Raw genomic sequence first — 16,513 nt, 5'->3', positions numbered from 1 at the left:
GGATATTTTTATGTATAGCCTTTTTGTTAATTAAAACGTTGGCGGCTTTCGAGCAATGAATTTAGCTCGACTGTGTAACATCATTTTGCTGCTCTTTTATAAGTAAAAGCAACTCTGCGGTTGCCGTGGCATCGGCAAGGGCGCGGTGATGATTGGTCAGCGCTAACTCAAAATGCTTAGATAAATTACCTAAAGAGTATGATTTAAGACCTGGAAATGCTTTACGTGACTCTACGACCGTACACAGCTTTGGCATTTTAAAATAATGACCTGCCATTTCGCATTCTTTGCGGATAAAGCCGTAATCAAAGTTAACATTATGAGCGACAAAAATACTGCCTTGTAATTTATGCAGCAATGTATCGGCTATTTCACAAAAGCGGGGGGCTGTGGCTACCATGGTATCGGTAATTCCGGTTAGCGATACAATAAATTTTGGTATGCGCATTTGTGGGTTAACCAGTGTTGACCAAGTCTCGATAACCTTGCCATGTTGTACTTTAACCATGCCGATTTCAGTGATTCGATTGCCACCTTTTAAGCTGCCAGTCGTTTCAATATCGACCACGCTGTAAATGCGATTAGGATCATTGACCCAATTAACTGCTGCAATGTGTACATCGAACCCTGATTTCTTTAGGTTGTCGATGGTAGTTAGCTGGTTACGTCTGAGTTTATCACCGGGTGCTTTTACCTCTTCAAAATAAATAGAACCGTCTTTTAAAATCATTAAATCTGGGTAGCCATCTTTAAGTTCTAAAAAACGTTGGGCCATGTTTTTTAAGTGGCTTTTAAGTGCTGTAATAGAGCTATTTAAAATAAGTACTTCTAATGGTTTTAACAGCTCACTGTGCCAACGAAATAAGCCATTTGGTTGATCAAAATAGCGTGCTGCGTTTTTGCACACATGCTTTAGTAAATCATCAGTTTTTTGCCACTGCGCGAGTAGTGCATCAACCTGCTGCTGTTGTGTTTGGTAAAAGCTGTTAGTACGTAATACGTGTGGAAATAAATCAAATTCATTACATGGTGGGTGAGGAGTCTCAACGTAAAGTTCGTGCCAAAATACTAGGCCAAATAGGCTTTGCCAAAGCGTGTTCTCGGTGTTAAATGCTTGCAGGCCTTGGTTTTCGTAATACTGTGCCACTCCTTGCTCTACATCGCCGCGATATATTTCATCTATTTCAATTACACACTGCGTATCCGCGAGCATAGCGCTTAAGCGAGAGCGGGTTTGTTTATTAAATTTACGCATTAAGAAATCATCGGCAAAATAGAGTAGATCATCGGTCAGTGGATCTTCAATAATGGCTTCAAGCTGGGCTTTAACCCAGTCTTTATTGCCTTGGCGATATTGCTCGCGTATTTGTATTTCTTCGGCTTCAGGGCTGTCTTTACAGGCATTTAAAACATTAAAACTCAGCGCAGAATCTATTTTTTTTAGTTGCTGATAGAGCCTCAGTAACAGTTTGTTTTTAAGGCTTACTGCCAGTTTACCTTGTGCTTGTTGGGCAATAACCTTGTGAGCTAAACTTTGGTATTGCTCGTCAGTTGTTATATTTTTAAATACCAAGCGAGAGCGGTTTAACGCATAGTTCGACTTTGCCTCATCTAAAGTATCAAAGCGCGCCAAACTCTGTGCGTGGCTTTGTCTTGTTGCTCTAACGCCTAAATCACGCAGTACAAAACTATTTTGATGATTGATATCACTACCACTTAAGCGGCCAATGTACAGAAACTCAAAGTATTCATAAACTTCAGCGCGATCATTAATAATATATTGGCTATATAAAGGAGTCAGATGCTCAAGCTTACTCGCAAAAAGTTCGCAAGCTTGGCTTACTAATATCGCTTTGCTAGCACTTTTTTTTATGCTCACTATCGCCGTAAACGTTGCTAATAGCTCAAGCAACGCCGGTTTTGTTAAATGAGCGAGTAAATGCTGGTAGTCGTTATGGTTTGGGTGTGCAATCAGGCCTGCGTTTTTTAACTCTGCAATTGCCTGTGTTGGGCTGGGTATTTCATCATAATTCAGTGTATTGATGGCAACAAAGCGAGGCTTGCGTGAGTAAATACGCGCAAGCATGCATTGAGCTAGCTCACTTAGGTTGTTAATTTTATTTATAAAATTTAAATGTTTTTGCTCTAGTAAGTGGCTACATTGGGAGCTTATAAATGTTATTAACTCATTAAAATGGGCCAGATAATATTTTGCTGGTAGCTCTTTTTTCATCTGTTCTACTTACTTTTGCTGTATATATGAACAGTGTAATATAATCTATTCGGCTAGGCCATAATTGTTGGACTTATCTTTATAAAAGTAGTTAACCTGAGCTCTGGATAATAAATATATCTCCAGCGGCTACTTTCAACGCTAACTGCGTTGAATTTACTTGCAATAGGCCAGCTATTGACGCGTAAATTCGTCTTGTTATCGCTAAAAGTCTCCGGCTGGAGACTAAGGAAAAAATTTGTTATTTAATATCAATATATTAGTACATCTCTTAACCAGAGTTCAGGTTAGTTACTAATCTAGATTAATTGCCGATTATTTTATTGTCGCTTTAACTGCTTCAACAGTGTGGTCACCGCAGGAATACCTATACCTCTGTGGTGTTCTTTAAAATATATGTTTTAAGGTATGTAGCGTTGAATAATTGCTTGGTATTTACCAGTATCTTTTAAGTGCTTTAAGCCTTGATTAAAATCGTCACGTAATATTTTATCTTTAAAACTCACCTGGTAATGCGTTTCAACAGGAAAAATATCATGCAATTCGATTTGTTCAGTTGTGTCATATGTTGAGGCTAGTTTTTTTCTAAACCATTGGAATACGTATTTATCAACAATTAATATCTGAGCTCGGCCTAGCCAGAAAAAAGCATTTTGTCGCTCTTGATCTCCAAACTCAGAATATTTTTCAAGATGGGACTTGCTAGTGTTAGGGCCAAAAAATTTTTCATATTCAGGGCCTAAATTTAAATAGGCACTTTGCCATGCAACAGTTGTATACTTTGTCAGGTCTTCAGTGTTGTTAATAACAATGCCATCTTTTTTCTTCGATAACGCGATATTTTTGTAAGTAATGAAGCTATCAGAATAATAGGTTCCATCGTCACTTTCTTGAACTGATACAGCTGCATCAAACCCCATTGTAGTTACAGCTTTTTTTAAACGCTTATTAACAACATGAATTTCATTCTTAAAACTGTATCCTTGATAACGTAAGGACTCTCGAACAATATCAATTTCTATTCCTCGCCAAATACCAAGTTCATGATAAATATAAGGGGGGCGGCTTTGCCCAAAAGCAATATCTAATTCTTTACTTGTAGCAGGATGTGACAGGAAACTAAAAAAAGTACAGATTAAAACTCCATTAAAACTAAGTAAGTTAAGTCTCATTTTATCACTACCTGAATTTACATTTATGACTAATCTGATCTGAAGCATAGTATGCAATAACTAAGTAGGAAAGTTATGAATGCTAGCGAAATATAGATATGCCATCTAAGAATTCGATAATTTAAATGTTGTTCACTTTCTTCCTAAGTAGTGGTGACAGGACAATAATGAAACGAAATTTTTTAGATAGTTTGATAGCCGTTTTTTTTATGAAAAACCAATAGAGATTGTCACCATTTTGTCTATGCTTTGCCGATAAGAAAAATGAGAGGGATCTAAGGGTGATTAACAAGCGTATTAAATCTATAAATTATTAAAAAAGCACTTATTAGGTGAACTAAATTATGATTAAAACCTTTACTTCTATTTTACTCATTTTGTTTTTAGCTGGATGTTCAAGTCAATATCCTAATCAAAACCCCATGGGAAAGCAGTTCCCAAGTGTTAGTGGGGGAAGTTTATCTAAACAAGACGTTGTAATTCCAGATGATTTCAATGATGAACATTCGTTGTTGTTAATTGGCTACAAACAAGATAGCCAATTTGACATTGACCGTTGGCTTATTGGCTTAGATATGACCGGTGTAATGGTCCCAACATATGAGTTGCCAACAATTCAAGGAATGGCACCGCGCATGTTTAGTACATTGATTGATAATGGCATGCGTAAAGGCATACCCAAAGAGCTGTGGGCAGGTGTTATTACCATTTATGAAGACGGTGATAAAGTACAAGCATTTACAGGTAATGAAAATCCAAACAATTGCCGTGTTGTACTGATAAATAATGAGGGCAAAATTGTTTACTTTTATGATCGCGGGTTTTCGGTGGCTGCACTAAATGAATTAAAAGCTGTACTGAAAAAAAGTAAAAGTATGGCTGAGTAAGCGATACGATCACATTGTGAGTGCTCTTGTTCAACTAGAGCCTCATAGCTAGACTTAGTTTCTGCATTAATCCTTAATAAAGCCTCATTTTTGTATATAACTCTTCTGTACAACTTGTCCCAAAATCCACGAAAATATCAACATTTCATAGAAAAACGACACTTTTAATAATTTTTTTCATCTATTTTTCAGATCCGTTTTAGCCGCATTATTACAGGTACTTAGTGGCACTTTAGCCTGTTTGATTTAGGTTGTTCACAGATTGTCAACCTTGAATTATCAGTTCTATTACTCTAACCTTTATTTTTATTGAACGTTCAATTAATAAAAATTATGCCTAAAGTTGGAATGGAACCTGTCCGTCGTCAGCAGCTAATTGACGCCACTATTGAGTCGGTTGCTGAGCTTGGTTTGCAAGGTACCACCATTAACAGTATTAGCAAAAAAGCTGGTTTATCATCAGGCATTATCAGCCACTATTTTGGTGGTAAACAAGGTCTGATAGAAGCAACAGTACGCTATTTACTGTCTAACCTAAAACGCGAGTTAATTGATCGAGTTACCGCCACTACAACGCCTGAGCAAAGGTTGATGTTCATAGTTGAGGCAAACTTTGCGCGCTTACAATTGCAAAGCGATACCACTAAAACGTGGTTAAGTTTTTGGGCGCAATCAATGCATGATGCGCAGTTACACCGCTTGCAAAATGTTAATAGCCGCCGTCTTTTTAGCAATTTAATGAGCTCATTTAAGTTATTAATGAGCAAAGCCGACGCCAAGCTTGCAGCTGAACTATGTGCAGCGATGATCGACGGGCTCTGGCTTAGAGCGGTTTTGAGTAAGTCAGATGAAGATCAATTTGAACATTGCGAGCGCTTAGCCAAAGGCTATGTAAATTCACTTATCAAACAGTACGGAGCTTAATGTGACAACGCCTGTTTATCAAAATTTTATCAACGGTCATTTTTTAAAAAATCAAAGTGGTGAGAAATTCGCAGTTAAGAATCCTGCCACCGATGAAGTTATTTATCATGTAGAAGTCGCCGATGCGTTTGTTCAAAATGCAGCTATTGAAAGTGCTAAACAAGGGTTTGCAACGTGGTCAGCAATGGCACCTATCGAGCGTAGCCGTATTTTGTTAAAAGCCGTTGAATTACTACGCGCACGAAACGATGAATTAGCAAAAATTGAAGTGCTTGATACGGGCAAACCTTGGCAAGAAGCTGAGTGTGTTGATGTACAAACCGGCGCAGATGTTATCGAATACTTTGCAGGCCTAGCCCCTGCGCAAGTGGGCCAACAACAAATGGTTGGTGAAGACTTTTACTACACGCGCAAAGAACCATTAGGTATTTGTGCAGGTATTGGCGCTTGGAACTACCCGTTACAAATAGCGTGTTGGAAGTCAGGCCCTGCGCTTGCAGCAGGTAACGCACTTATTTTTAAACCTTCAGAAGAAACACCCCTTGGCGCAATTAAATTAGCACAAATATTTATTGAAGCTGGCGTACCTGCTGGTGTGTTTAATGTTGTGCAAGGCGCGGCTGAAGTTGGCCAGTGGTTAACACAAAGCACTGATATCGAGAAAGTATCGTTCACTGGTGAAGTAGGCACAGGTAAGAAAGTTGTAGCCAGTGCCGCAGGTTCGCTTAAAGATGTGACCATGGAGCTGGGTGGAAAATCGCCACTATTAGTATTTGATGATGCTGATATTTCCCAAGCGGTAAGCGCGGCGATGTTAGGTAACTTTTATACCCAAGGTGAAATTTGCACCAACTGTACCCGTATTTACGTGCATAAAAATGTTTATAAGCAGTTTATAGATGAGCTTAAAACGCGCACTGAGCAAAACATTATTGCCGGCGATCCGATGAACTCTGAGGTTAACTTAGGTGCGCTTATTTCAAAAAATCATCATGACTTAGTAATGGGCTACATCGACAAAGGCATTAGTGAAGGCGCAACGCTGCTTACTGGTGGTAAAGCACTAAAACCTGACTCTGCACCAAATGGTTACTTTGTCGCGCCTACGGTATTTACTGATTGCACCGACGACATGACTATCGTTAAAGAAGAGATTTTTGGTCCAGTGATGAGCGTGTTGGTATTTGATGATGAAGATGACGCAATTCGCCGTGCTAACGATACCCATTTAGGCTTAGCGGCAGGTGTATTTACTAAAGATATTAAACGCGCACACCGTGTTATTCATCAGTTACAAGCCGGTATTTGTTGGATCAACAGCTATGGTAATTCACCAGCCGAAATGCCAGTTGGCGGTTACAAGCAGTCGGGTATTGGTCGTGAAAACGGTATTGAAACACTTGATCACTATACTCAAACTAAATCAATTTATGTTGGTATGACTGATATAGAGAGCCCATTCTAATGACTGCACAAACATATGATTACATCATAGTTGGTGCAGGCTCAGCAGGGTGTGTACTGGCGAATCGATTATCAGAAGATAGCAGCAAACGCGTATTGCTATTAGAAACTGGCGGCAGTGATAAAAGCATTTTTATTAAAATGCCAACAGCGCTGTCTATTCCGATGAACACTGATAAATACGCATGGCAGTTTCATACCCAAGCAGAACCTTATTTAGATAACCGCGAAATGCATTGCCCACGAGGGAAAGTATTAGGTGGTTCGTCGTCAATTAATGGCATGGTGTATGTGCGAGGTCACGCTAAAGATTTTGACGAGTGGCAGCAACATGGTGCCGAGAATTGGGATTACCAATCATGCTTACCGTATTTTCAAAAAGCCGAAACCTTTTATTTAGGTAAAAATGAGTACCGTGGCGATAACGGCCCGCTGGGCGTTAATAATGGTAATGAAATGGCCAACCCACTGTATAAAGCCTTTATTAATGCCGGTCAACAGGCCGGTTATGCCGCTACTGATGATTACAATGCAGGGCAGCAGGAAGGGTTTGGGCCAATGCACATGACTGTTAAAGACGGTGTGCGCAGCTCGGCTAGTCGTGAATATTTAGACCCCGTAAAGTCACGCAGTAATTTAACGGTTGTAACTGGCGCTTTAGCTGAAAAGGTATTGCTTGAAGGCAAAAAAGCCACGGGCGTTGAGTACAGTATCAATGGTCAAACTAAGCAAGTATTTGCCGCTAAAGAAGTGGTATTGAGTGCCGGGCCTATTGGTTCACCGCATTTACTGCAGCTTTCAGGCATTGGTGATAGCGAAACACTTGCTGCCGCAGGCGTTGAAGTTAAACACCATTTACCGGGTGTCGGTCAAAACCTGCAAGATCACTTGGAATTTTATTTTCAATACAAGTGTAAGCAACCCATTACCTTAAACGGCAAGCTTGGCCTCATTTCTAAAGGACTTATTGGTGCACGTTGGTTATTAAATCGCAGTGGTCTTGGTGCTACAAACCACTTTGAATCATGTGCGTTTATTCGCTCAAAACCGGGTGTTGAATGGCCAGATCTACAATATCACTTTTTACCTGCGGCAATTCGCTATGACGGTAAAAGTGCCTTTGCTGGTCATGGCTTCCAAGTGCATGTTGGTCATAACAAGCCTAAAAGCCGCGGGGCGGTCACGATTCAATCGGCAGATCCTAAAGTTGCGCCAAAAATTCAGTTTAACTACTTACAGCATCAAGACGATATTGAAGGGTTTAGAGCGTGCGTACGTTTAACCCGTGAAATTATTGAGCAAAGCGCGTTTGATGACTACCGCGATGATGAAATTCAGCCGGGCAAAGATATTCAAACCGACGAGCAAATAGATGCGTTTGTACGCCAAGCGGTTGAGAGTGCTTACCATCCGTCATGTTCATGCAAGATGGGGGAAGATGAGCTGGCTGTGGTGAACTCAAATACCCAAGTGCATGGTATTGAAGGCTTAAGAGTAGTGGATTCGTCAATCTTTCCAACGATACCAAATGGTAATTTAAATGCGCCAACCATTATGGTGGCAGAAAAAGCGGCTGACTTAATTTTAGGTAAGCCACCACTTAGTAAATCGCATGCAGCGGTTGCCATCGATTCACAATGGCAAACAAAGCAGCGTAGCTCGGAGATCTAATAAAGTCACCTGAGACACATGTTGTGTCTTGGGGCTTGCAGTGGCGCGCACCATAAGTTGTTTGTGGTGCGTTAATGCGAGATAAAACACACGGAGAAAAAATGACATATTATCATTTATTTTGGGGGGCAAATTATGACCTTATGGCTTAGTGCTGGCATTATTTTTACCCTACTGGCAATTATCGCAATATTAGTAAAATGGGGAAATGTAAAGTGTGTAGGCGTCACACCTGTTAGAACATTTACCTTCATCGCAATCTTATTTACATCAGGCTTAGACGTTGGCTTGATTATGTTTCCACTGACTGAGTTTGCAGGTTATGCAGACATAAAAGCAAGCCCAGAGTATGCGTTTGCCAATCCACTAGCTATTGAGTTTGGTTATTGGGGCTTTCTTATCTGGGGATTTTACTTCCTTACGTGCTTTTATTTCTGTGTAATAGAACCCAAAGTGAAATTTTTCGAAATTCCATGGGTTAAATTAATCAATAATGTAGTAATTATTGGTACTTGTGCATTTACTGCTTTCTTATTGCTCTCAAACCTACCTTGGTATTTACCCGCGCTAGGTGATGGTGAGTCAATTATTCCTTCGTTTTATTTAATCGTATTTGCTGCTATATGCTTTGCTGTTTATTCAAGCACTGATATTAAATATGTACGCTTTTTAAGTATCTCAACAACATGGCTGTTTATCGCGTTAATTGGCTTTATGTGGTTTGGTGCGTTTATGGGTGAAAACGGGCAGGTTTCTGATTTCACTAATAATCTAGCGCTTATTGGCAACTATTTTGGCAATATTAATGAGTTTATTTTACCGCTTAATGACTATCATGAGTTTTACTTATTTTGGTGGTTTGCGTGGAGCATTATGATTGGTCAGTTCACATCGCGTTTTGTGGGTGGATTAAAGACCTATCAAGTACTTGGTGCAATGCTTATTTTCCCTTCAATTCCAATTGCGATCTGGTTTAGTGTGCTTTATCACTACCATGAAGCAGGCATACCAACGCAAGGTATTAAAAATATTGCGATGGTGTTTGTCGGGGTAGTATTTGTGATCAACTCGCTAGATTCACTCATTCGTTTGTATACCGACAACTTAAACATGACCGTTAAGCGATTGGGTAAGTTTAATTATATTGCACTAAATATTGTTGCTCTATCATTGTTAACCCTGCTATTTAAACTAAACTTTTTACAAATACAGTGGGTCGGGGCGCTAGTAATAGGCTTGTTTTTTGGTTGCGCTGCATTTATTGCATACAGCAAGTTTAAGACGGTGAGCAATATCGATAGCTCTCCAAAAGATAACAAAATTGACTATACAAAAATTGAATCAGTAAGCTAAGGAATAAACATGACAACACAAAAAACATTACTTGCAGTTGCACTACCATTCGCTCTTTTTTCAGCATCTGCACTAGCTGATTGGTCAACAACTATTACAGGCGTATCAGATTATACGTTTAATGGTGTAAGCCAAACGCAAAACGATCCTGCAATTCAAGGTAGCCTTGATTACTCATTTGGTGACTCAGGTATGTACGCAGGTACGTGGGCATCAAACGTTGATTTTGGTGATGATACCAACATTGAATGGGATGCTTATTTTGGTCGTTACGCACAGTTAAATGATGCGCTAAGCGTTGATTATGGTTTGGCTTACTACAGCTACCATGGACAAAGCAATTCAAGCGATGGTAACTACTTTGAAGCTTACACTAAGTTTGGTTATGCCAGCGATTTAGGCCAAACAGAACTTAACTTTTGGTACAGCTGGGACTACTTTGGTACTGGTGCTGGGCATGTGATTTCTATGGTTGCTCACACTATTGAACTTGCACCTAATCATGCACTGCGCGCTAGTTTTGATATTTCAAACTCGCTTGATGGCGATAAGTTTGCGTGGGATACAGATGGTAAATCTTATAACCATTATCGTTTAGCGTACCAAACAAGTTTTGCTGGCTTTGATATTGAAATAGCGGGTGAAAATACTAGCCTAGATATCGATACTGCTGATGAGCGTATTGTGCTTGCAATAGGTCGCACCTTCTCACTATAAACGTTTTAAATTATTTTGTTTAAGCACCAAAACGGCCATATTATATGGCCGTTTTTTTATCTTTCAGAGCGCTAATAACAGATTACATATACCTCACAGTAAAGCGGTTTAACCCAGCCATTGACACTGTATATAGGCTTATTAAAACAAGTACAAATAAGCTATCTCCATGGTCGAATATATAGTTCGCTAATCCCATATTAAAACCAAACGCCAAGCAAAGAAATACACTCAATACGTTTATATTTTTGCATACATTACTGATTGCAAAGCTAAACAAGACGCCACTAGCGCAGGCTAAAGCATAGCCTAAAGTGTTGAAAATCAATAACTCTTCATAAGGTATAACTAGCGCCAATACAGTGACAAAAAACAAGCTTGCGATCATAATGGCTAATTTAAATACGCTGTGGCTAAGCGCTACTTTTGCGTTGTGACTGGAGTTATAAATAGGTAGGGTAAATAATAGCTCCCACGAATTTTGCTTTTGAATTTTACTCCATAAACTTAATGTTACTATAGTGAATAAAAGCAAGGTTAATATGAATACGGCGTGCTCTATAATATTAACAAATAAGTTTGCAGTGACAGCGACTGCGCAAAAAAGAGCGATGAGTATCAAATACTGCGATAAACTTGCGCCAACAAAGTAGCTGAGCGGGAAGAGTTGTTTGTTTATTGTGTTACCGTAATTCGATAAAAAGCCACTAGGTATGGGTGACCAACCAGATTGAAGGCCTTGACGATAGTTAGCCAAAGAGCTTGAGTGCCAACGGTATGCATTGGTAAACGTTTTATGTGCCAAAACAATACCGATAAAACCAAGAGTGCTAACGGGTGCTAGCCAAAGCGGTAGCTGGTCGATTAATACACAGATAAGTATGCTAATTAGAAAGAAGATATAACAACTAGCTGTAAATAAATGGCTATTAGAGCGATTTAAAAACCAAATAATAATACCAAGTAGATTCGCTACACAAAGTGTTGTTAGCAGGGCTGCGTTACCTGCAATGGTGATACTCAATAAAGCGATTATGTTATTAAAGACAAGAAAAGCTTTTCCTTGAAACATTACATGTTTGCAATAATCAGGCACTAATACCTGCCATTCAGTGGCTTGCATTTTTATACTTTGCCAAGCAACAGCGCTGTACATACAAATAGTGGAGAACATGATCATTAATTCGAGTAGTTCTTCATCCATCTTGATAGCTACTAAGCATAATAAAGTAGATATAAGAGCTGCTATAAAATAACTGGCGCAGCCAGCTTCTTTTAACCATAGGCTGGTCATACCTTGATACCAAGGTCGATTACTAGCAGGGCTCATCCATGCAGCTCCACAAATAGCTGCTCAAGGGAGAGTGCATTTACCGCGACACTTCCTGCAATATCTTGGCCCGTGTAGCCATATATTATGGCGCTGTTTGGTTGTTTGTTGAGCACTTTATAGGTACTTAAATCGACACCTGAGTCAGAAAAACTAACTTTTCTAACCGTATCACGAATTAAATCGAGTTCATCCATGATCAATAGTTCGCCATCTTTTATTAATGCAATATGGCTGGCAACGCGCTCGATATCAGACGTTATATGTGATGAAAATAAAATTCCTGACTCAGAGTCGAGTGCTAAATCAAATAAATCGCCCATAAACTCACGACGTGCGATGGGATCTAAACTTGCGACCGGTTCATCTAGTATCAGTAACTTTGGGCGGTAGGCCATTGCCATGATAAGTGCGAGTGTTTGGCGTTGGCCGATTGATAAATTGTTTATAGCGCTATTTGGATTTAACTCAAAACGAGCAAGCCACTTAGTTTCGAGTTCGTTATCCCAACTCGGATAAAAACTACGATGAAGGGCAAGCGCATCCGCAATTTTAAACCCTTCGTAACCAAACGTTTGCTGCGCAACATAGCCAATTTGTTCTTTGGTTTTGATATCTAGTTCAGTATTAAGCGAGCCAAATACGTGTATTTCGCCTTGCTCCGGCGTCAACAAGCCTAATGCGCTTCGAAGTAAAGTGGTTTTGCCAGCGCCGTTCTTACCGAGTAAACCGACCACCATACCCGGTTTTATATCGAGGTTTATGTTGTTTAATATTTGACGTTGATCATAGCTTTTACAGACATTTGTATAGCTTAAAAGTGGTTGAGTCATTGTTATTGTTTCCACCGTTTATTTATGAGTTCGGCTAGGTTTTTTTGCGGTACATCTAATTGCTTTGCTTGTTGTATAAGTTGGTCAACAGCTTTGAATAATAACGCTTCTTGTTGGTCACTTTGTACTGTTGTTTGCTGTGCTACACGAGTTGCTTGGCCTCGACGGCGCTCGAGCCAGCCTTGATCAACTAATTGGCCGATTGCTCTTGAGACTGTCATGGGATTGACAGCGAAGTGATCTGCTATTTTTCTCACTGAAGGTAACTCGTCCCCAGTCGCTAATTGGCCGCCCACAATTAACCGCACAATTTGCTCATGCAACTGCTTATATATTGGATCGCCGCTATTGGGGTTGACATTAATAAATTCTAGCATTACTCTTTCTCTACTGTATTAATACATTAATACACCGATACACTACATACTAAGTTATCACATTAGGTGTAAAATGCAAATAAGGGAAAGAGTGATGAAAAGTACATTCAAATATCGTAATAGGCTGATAAAATTAGCAATTTTACCTTTTTTAATCGTCAATTCAGCAGTTTTACAGGGACAAGAAAACGACAATAACCCTGTAGATTTAACACCATGTTATATGGAAGGCCTTTCAGATAGATTAATGTGTGGCAGTATTGCTCGGCCTTTATCTGATAACCCAGCAGATGGTGAAATTGATATTCACTTTGCAGTTATACCTGCGATAAAACCAAGTAACCCTGATGAAGCTGTTCTGGGTTTTGCTGGTGGGCCTGGTCAAGGAGCTGTTGATTTAGCGCGAATCTTTAATCGTAACTTACGCTTTGCCCGTGAAACACGTGACATTGTACTTGTCGATCAGCGCGGCACTGGCTATTCAAATCAGCTGCAATGTGACAGCGATGATTTAAAAACACAGTTTGCATTTAATGATGCCATAACTGATTTGCAATCCATGAGTAAGCAAGACACCGAGCAATGTAAAGCAAAGCTCAACGTTGATTTAAGCCACTTTACTACCTCTGCTGCGGCAAAAGACTTTGAAGCTGTGCGTGTTGCACTGGGTTATAAAGGCTTTCATTTATATGGGGTGTCGTACGGTACACGTATAGCGCAAGAGTACACCCGTCAATTTCCTGCTTCTGTTATTACAAGCACCTTAGACGGTGTGGTCCCAATGCAGCAAAGCTTTGCTGCTATCGGCGAGGCCATAGACGATTCATTGCTTGCCTTGTTCGAACGTTGCAAAAATGACGTTGCCTGCAATGAGCAGTTTCCTCGTTTGGAAATTCGCTTTAATGAGTTTCTGGCTAAACTTGAGCAACAACCTATTGCAGCGCAAGTTAGGCACCCACGCACTTATGAAATGATCCCTTTTACTATCACCAAGATGAAGTTTTACAGTGCGATTCGTTTAGCGCTTTATAGCCACACAACGCGTTCGATTTTGCCACTAGTGATTACTAAAGCGGCTCAAGGTGATTTTTCGCCATTGGCAGGTTTAATGGCAAACGCAGATTTAACCCAATCGCTCGCAATGGGCATGCATAACGCTATTGTATGCTCAGAAGATTGGCCCCAATTGACACCTCAACTTCGCAGTAAATACAGTAATACATACATGGGTAAAACCATGATTGAAGGGCTTGATATTGTCTGTCCAATTTTAGAGGTTAAGCCTGCAGATAAAGCGTTTTATAAGCCATTACAAAGTGATAAACCAACCTTATTGTTATCTGGGGCGCGTGATCCGGCAACGCCACCAAGCTGGGCAGAACTTGCAATGGTTGATATGGCCGATGCAACACACTTAGTTGCTCCAACAGCTACACACGGTATTGGCTCGCAAACATGTGCACCAAAGATTATCGCCCAGTTTATAGAGCAAAAATCGATGCAAGATATTGATACCGATTGCATCAATGAAGCAAATGATAAGCAATTTTTTATGAACATTAATGGGGTTGCAAACACGTATTCAACACCTGTAGCGAACAAGGAGTAAGTTATGATAAACGTATCTAATTTGAGCAAAAAGATTGGCGATGTTAACGCACTAAACGGATTAAGCTTTAGCGCTGAAAATGGCAAAATCACTGGCTTGCTAGGCCCTAATGGTGCTGGTAAAACAACCTGTTTACGCACCGTTTTTGGCTTATTAAAAGCAGACAGCGGATTTGCTGAAATTGACGGTATTGATGTTGCAAAGCAGCCTATGCAAGCAAAACAAAACTTGGGACTATTTCCTGACCCATGTGGCTTGTATGAGCGACTTACGCCGCGGGAATATATTAGTTTTTTTGCTCAGCTGAGTGGCCTAAGCGCTGCGCAAGCAAAGGAAGCCACTACGCAAGTAATTGATAAATTAAGTATGAGTGATATTGCCGATCGCCGTTGCCAAGGTTTTTCACAAGGCCAACGAATGAAAACGGCATTAGCACAAGCGGTTGTTCATAACCCAACAAACGTTATTTTGGATGAGCCAACGCGCGGCCTCGATGTAATGAGTACACGTATTTTAAGAGAGCTGTTATTGCTACTTAAAGCGCAAGGACATTGTGTTTTGTTCTCATCGCATGTGATGCAAGAAGTAGCGGCTTTATGTGACCACGTTGTCATTATGGCAAAAGGGCAGGTGATTGCTCAGGGGTCTATAGAGCAGCTGTGCGAGCAAGCAGGTAAAGATACATTAGAAGAAGCATTTATTGCGTTAATAGGTAGCGATGAGGGGATTGCAGCATGATCAATATAATAAAAGTACTGTTTAAAAAAGAAGTCACTGATGCAAGCCGAGACAAACGCTCAGTTATGGCGGGGCTTTATTATGCAATTGGTGCGCCGATTGGTATGTGTTTGCTGATGAGCATTTTACTACAGCAATTAGCTTCTCCTGATGCGCTTAAAATTACTATTGAAAACGCCAATAATGCACCGGGTTTAGTTGCTCATTTAGCAAGTAGTGATATTAAAGTAGCCGATGATAAAAATGACCCTCTGCTTAAACCGATTACGCTGTCTATTAGTGAAGATTATAAGCAAAACTTGAGTGAGGGTCGCCCAGCAACAGTGACGCTTATTGCTGATAAGTCAGATGATAAACTGGGTAAACATATAAACCGTATAGAAAAAGCGATGGCCGTTTATAGCTCAGAGATTGCCAGTTTACGTTTAGTATCTCGCGGTATTGACCCTAACTTAATGCGCGCGCTTGCCATTGAAGTTAATGATCAAGCAACTCCTGATTCTAAAGGTGGTATGATCTTAGGGCTAGTGACATTTTCTATTATTCTAACGTTATTTTATGCGGCAATGAGCCTAGCTATCGATACCAGTGCGGGAGAACGAGAGCGTAATTCCTTAAGTTTATTGCTGAGCCATCCGTTAAGTAGCTTGCACATTGTGCTTGCCAAAGTGGGCGCAATTACGGCGTTTTCAATGTTAGGCTTGGTTATTATTTTGGTTGTGTCTAAAGTTGTTTACCCTATGGTTGCATGGGAACAATTAGGATTTAGCATAACTATTACACCAGAGTTTATGTTGTTTTGTATCGCTATATGTTTCCCAATTGCGTTGATGTCATCAAGCTTACAAGTGTTTGTCTCTTTTATGGCTAAGTCATTTAAAGAAGCGCAATCTTACGTCACCATGGTGTTATTTATCCCAATGGCTTTAAGTATGGTTACAACTTATGATATTGCGACCGATGTTGTGCAATGGCTTCCTATAGCCGCGCAGCAATTTGCTCTGATGGAATTTATCAAAGGTAATCCAATCCCTGTTCCTCAGTTACTGTTGTCAACAGGGGTAACGGTTGTACTATTTGCTCTGTTTAGCTTTTTAAGTGCACGAATGCTTAAAAGTGAAAAGGTGGTATTTGGCTTATAAAAGTAGTGATTAAAAAAGCGGCCAGTTGGCCGCTTTTTTGTGATTTTGAAGATGTTTAATTAC

The 16,513-nt window shown here is 40.0% G+C and carries 14 protein-coding genes; 9 read left to right on the top strand and 5 right to left on the bottom strand.

The window, feature by feature from the left end; all coding sequences use genetic code 11:
- Positions 1-61 precede the first annotated feature (61 nt).
- Positions 62-2,233, bottom strand: coding sequence for an exonuclease domain-containing protein (locus tag ACHUE3_RS17160; RefSeq protein ID WP_394193559.1), 2,172 nt, complete (start codon positions 2,231-2,233; stop codon positions 62-64).
- A 401-nt stretch (positions 2,234-2,634) separates the two neighbouring features.
- Positions 2,635-3,405: a substrate-binding periplasmic protein gene (locus ACHUE3_RS17155; RefSeq protein ID WP_394193558.1), complete on the bottom strand. Its 771-nt coding sequence runs from the start codon at positions 3,403-3,405 to the stop codon at positions 2,635-2,637.
- A gap of 344 nt (positions 3,406-3,749) precedes the next feature.
- Here ACHUE3_RS17155 and ACHUE3_RS17150 point away from each other — a divergent pair, with 344 nt between their 5' ends.
- The 6 genes from ACHUE3_RS17150 (at position 3,750) to ACHUE3_RS17125 (ending at position 10,421) form a co-directional block, all read left to right on the top strand.
- The gene (locus tag ACHUE3_RS17150; protein WP_394193557.1) at positions 3,750-4,292 is read left to right on the top strand and encodes a hypothetical protein; all 543 of its coding nucleotides are present in this window, start codon (positions 3,750-3,752) and stop codon (positions 4,290-4,292) included.
- Between the two features lie 333 nt (positions 4,293-4,625).
- Positions 4,626-5,216 (top strand): transcriptional regulator BetI, encoded by a 591-nt coding sequence (gene betI / locus ACHUE3_RS17145; RefSeq protein WP_394193556.1) that lies wholly within the window; start codon positions 4,626-4,628, stop codon positions 5,214-5,216.
- 1 nt (position 5,217) lies between these two features.
- Positions 5,218-6,681 (top strand): betaine-aldehyde dehydrogenase, encoded by a 1,464-nt coding sequence (gene betB, locus ACHUE3_RS17140; protein ID WP_394193555.1) that lies wholly within the window; start codon positions 5,218-5,220, stop codon positions 6,679-6,681.
- A complete protein-coding gene (betA, locus tag ACHUE3_RS17135; protein ID WP_394193554.1) occupies positions 6,681-8,351 on the top strand; it encodes a choline dehydrogenase in 1,671 nt (556 codons plus the stop codon). The genes betB and betA overlap by 1 nt, the downstream gene beginning before the upstream one ends.
- A gap of 135 nt (positions 8,352-8,486) precedes the next feature.
- Positions 8,487-9,704 (top strand): BCCT family transporter, encoded by a 1,218-nt coding sequence (locus tag ACHUE3_RS17130; RefSeq protein WP_394193553.1) that lies wholly within the window; start codon positions 8,487-8,489, stop codon positions 9,702-9,704.
- A gap of 9 nt (positions 9,705-9,713) precedes the next feature.
- Positions 9,714-10,421: a TorF family putative porin gene (locus ACHUE3_RS17125; protein WP_394193552.1), complete on the top strand. Its 708-nt coding sequence runs from the start codon at positions 9,714-9,716 to the stop codon at positions 10,419-10,421.
- 82 nt (positions 10,422-10,503) lie between these two features.
- On the opposite strand, the gene ACHUE3_RS17120 is transcribed toward ACHUE3_RS17125, so the two are convergent.
- Genes ACHUE3_RS17120 through ACHUE3_RS17110 form a run of 3 tightly spaced genes read right to left on the bottom strand, consistent with a single transcriptional unit; the run spans position 10,504 to position 12,961 of the window.
- Positions 10,504-11,751, bottom strand: a complete 1,248-nt coding sequence (locus tag ACHUE3_RS17120) for a hypothetical protein (protein ID WP_394193551.1) — start codon at positions 11,749-11,751, stop codon at positions 10,504-10,506.
- Entirely contained in the window at positions 11,748-12,584 is an 837-nt protein-coding gene (locus ACHUE3_RS17115) for an ABC transporter ATP-binding protein (RefSeq protein WP_394193550.1), read from the bottom strand. Before ACHUE3_RS17115 ends, ACHUE3_RS17120 begins: the two co-directional genes overlap by 4 nt.
- Positions 12,585-12,586: 2 nt before the next feature.
- Positions 12,587-12,961 carry a GntR family transcriptional regulator gene (locus ACHUE3_RS17110; protein WP_394193549.1) on the bottom strand — a complete coding sequence of 125 codons (375 nt, stop codon included), beginning with the start codon at positions 12,959-12,961 and terminating at the stop codon, positions 12,587-12,589.
- A gap of 94 nt (positions 12,962-13,055) precedes the next feature.
- Between ACHUE3_RS17110 and ACHUE3_RS17105 the strand changes: the two genes are divergently transcribed.
- Genes ACHUE3_RS17105 through ACHUE3_RS17095 form a run of 3 tightly spaced genes read left to right on the top strand, consistent with a single transcriptional unit; the run spans position 13,056 to position 16,450 of the window.
- Positions 13,056-14,570, top strand: a complete 1,515-nt coding sequence (locus ACHUE3_RS17105; RefSeq protein WP_394193548.1) for an alpha/beta hydrolase — start codon at positions 13,056-13,058, stop codon at positions 14,568-14,570.
- 3 nt (positions 14,571-14,573) lie between these two features.
- On the top strand, positions 14,574-15,308 hold the full coding sequence (locus ACHUE3_RS17100; protein ID WP_394193547.1) for an ABC transporter ATP-binding protein: 735 nt from the start codon (positions 14,574-14,576) through the stop codon (positions 15,306-15,308).
- Positions 15,305-16,450 carry an ABC transporter permease gene (locus ACHUE3_RS17095; RefSeq protein ID WP_394193546.1) on the top strand — a complete coding sequence of 382 codons (1,146 nt, stop codon included), beginning with the start codon at positions 15,305-15,307 and terminating at the stop codon, positions 16,448-16,450. Before ACHUE3_RS17100 ends, ACHUE3_RS17095 begins: the two co-directional genes overlap by 4 nt.
- Positions 16,451-16,513 lie beyond the last annotated feature (63 nt).

The organism is Pseudoalteromonas atlantica, from assembly GCF_043641955.1.
Lineage (GTDB): Bacteria > Pseudomonadota > Gammaproteobacteria > Enterobacterales > Alteromonadaceae > Pseudoalteromonas > Pseudoalteromonas atlantica_A.
Note: the sequence above shows the minus strand (reverse complement) of the source record. Positions and strands in the feature narration are given on the sequence as shown.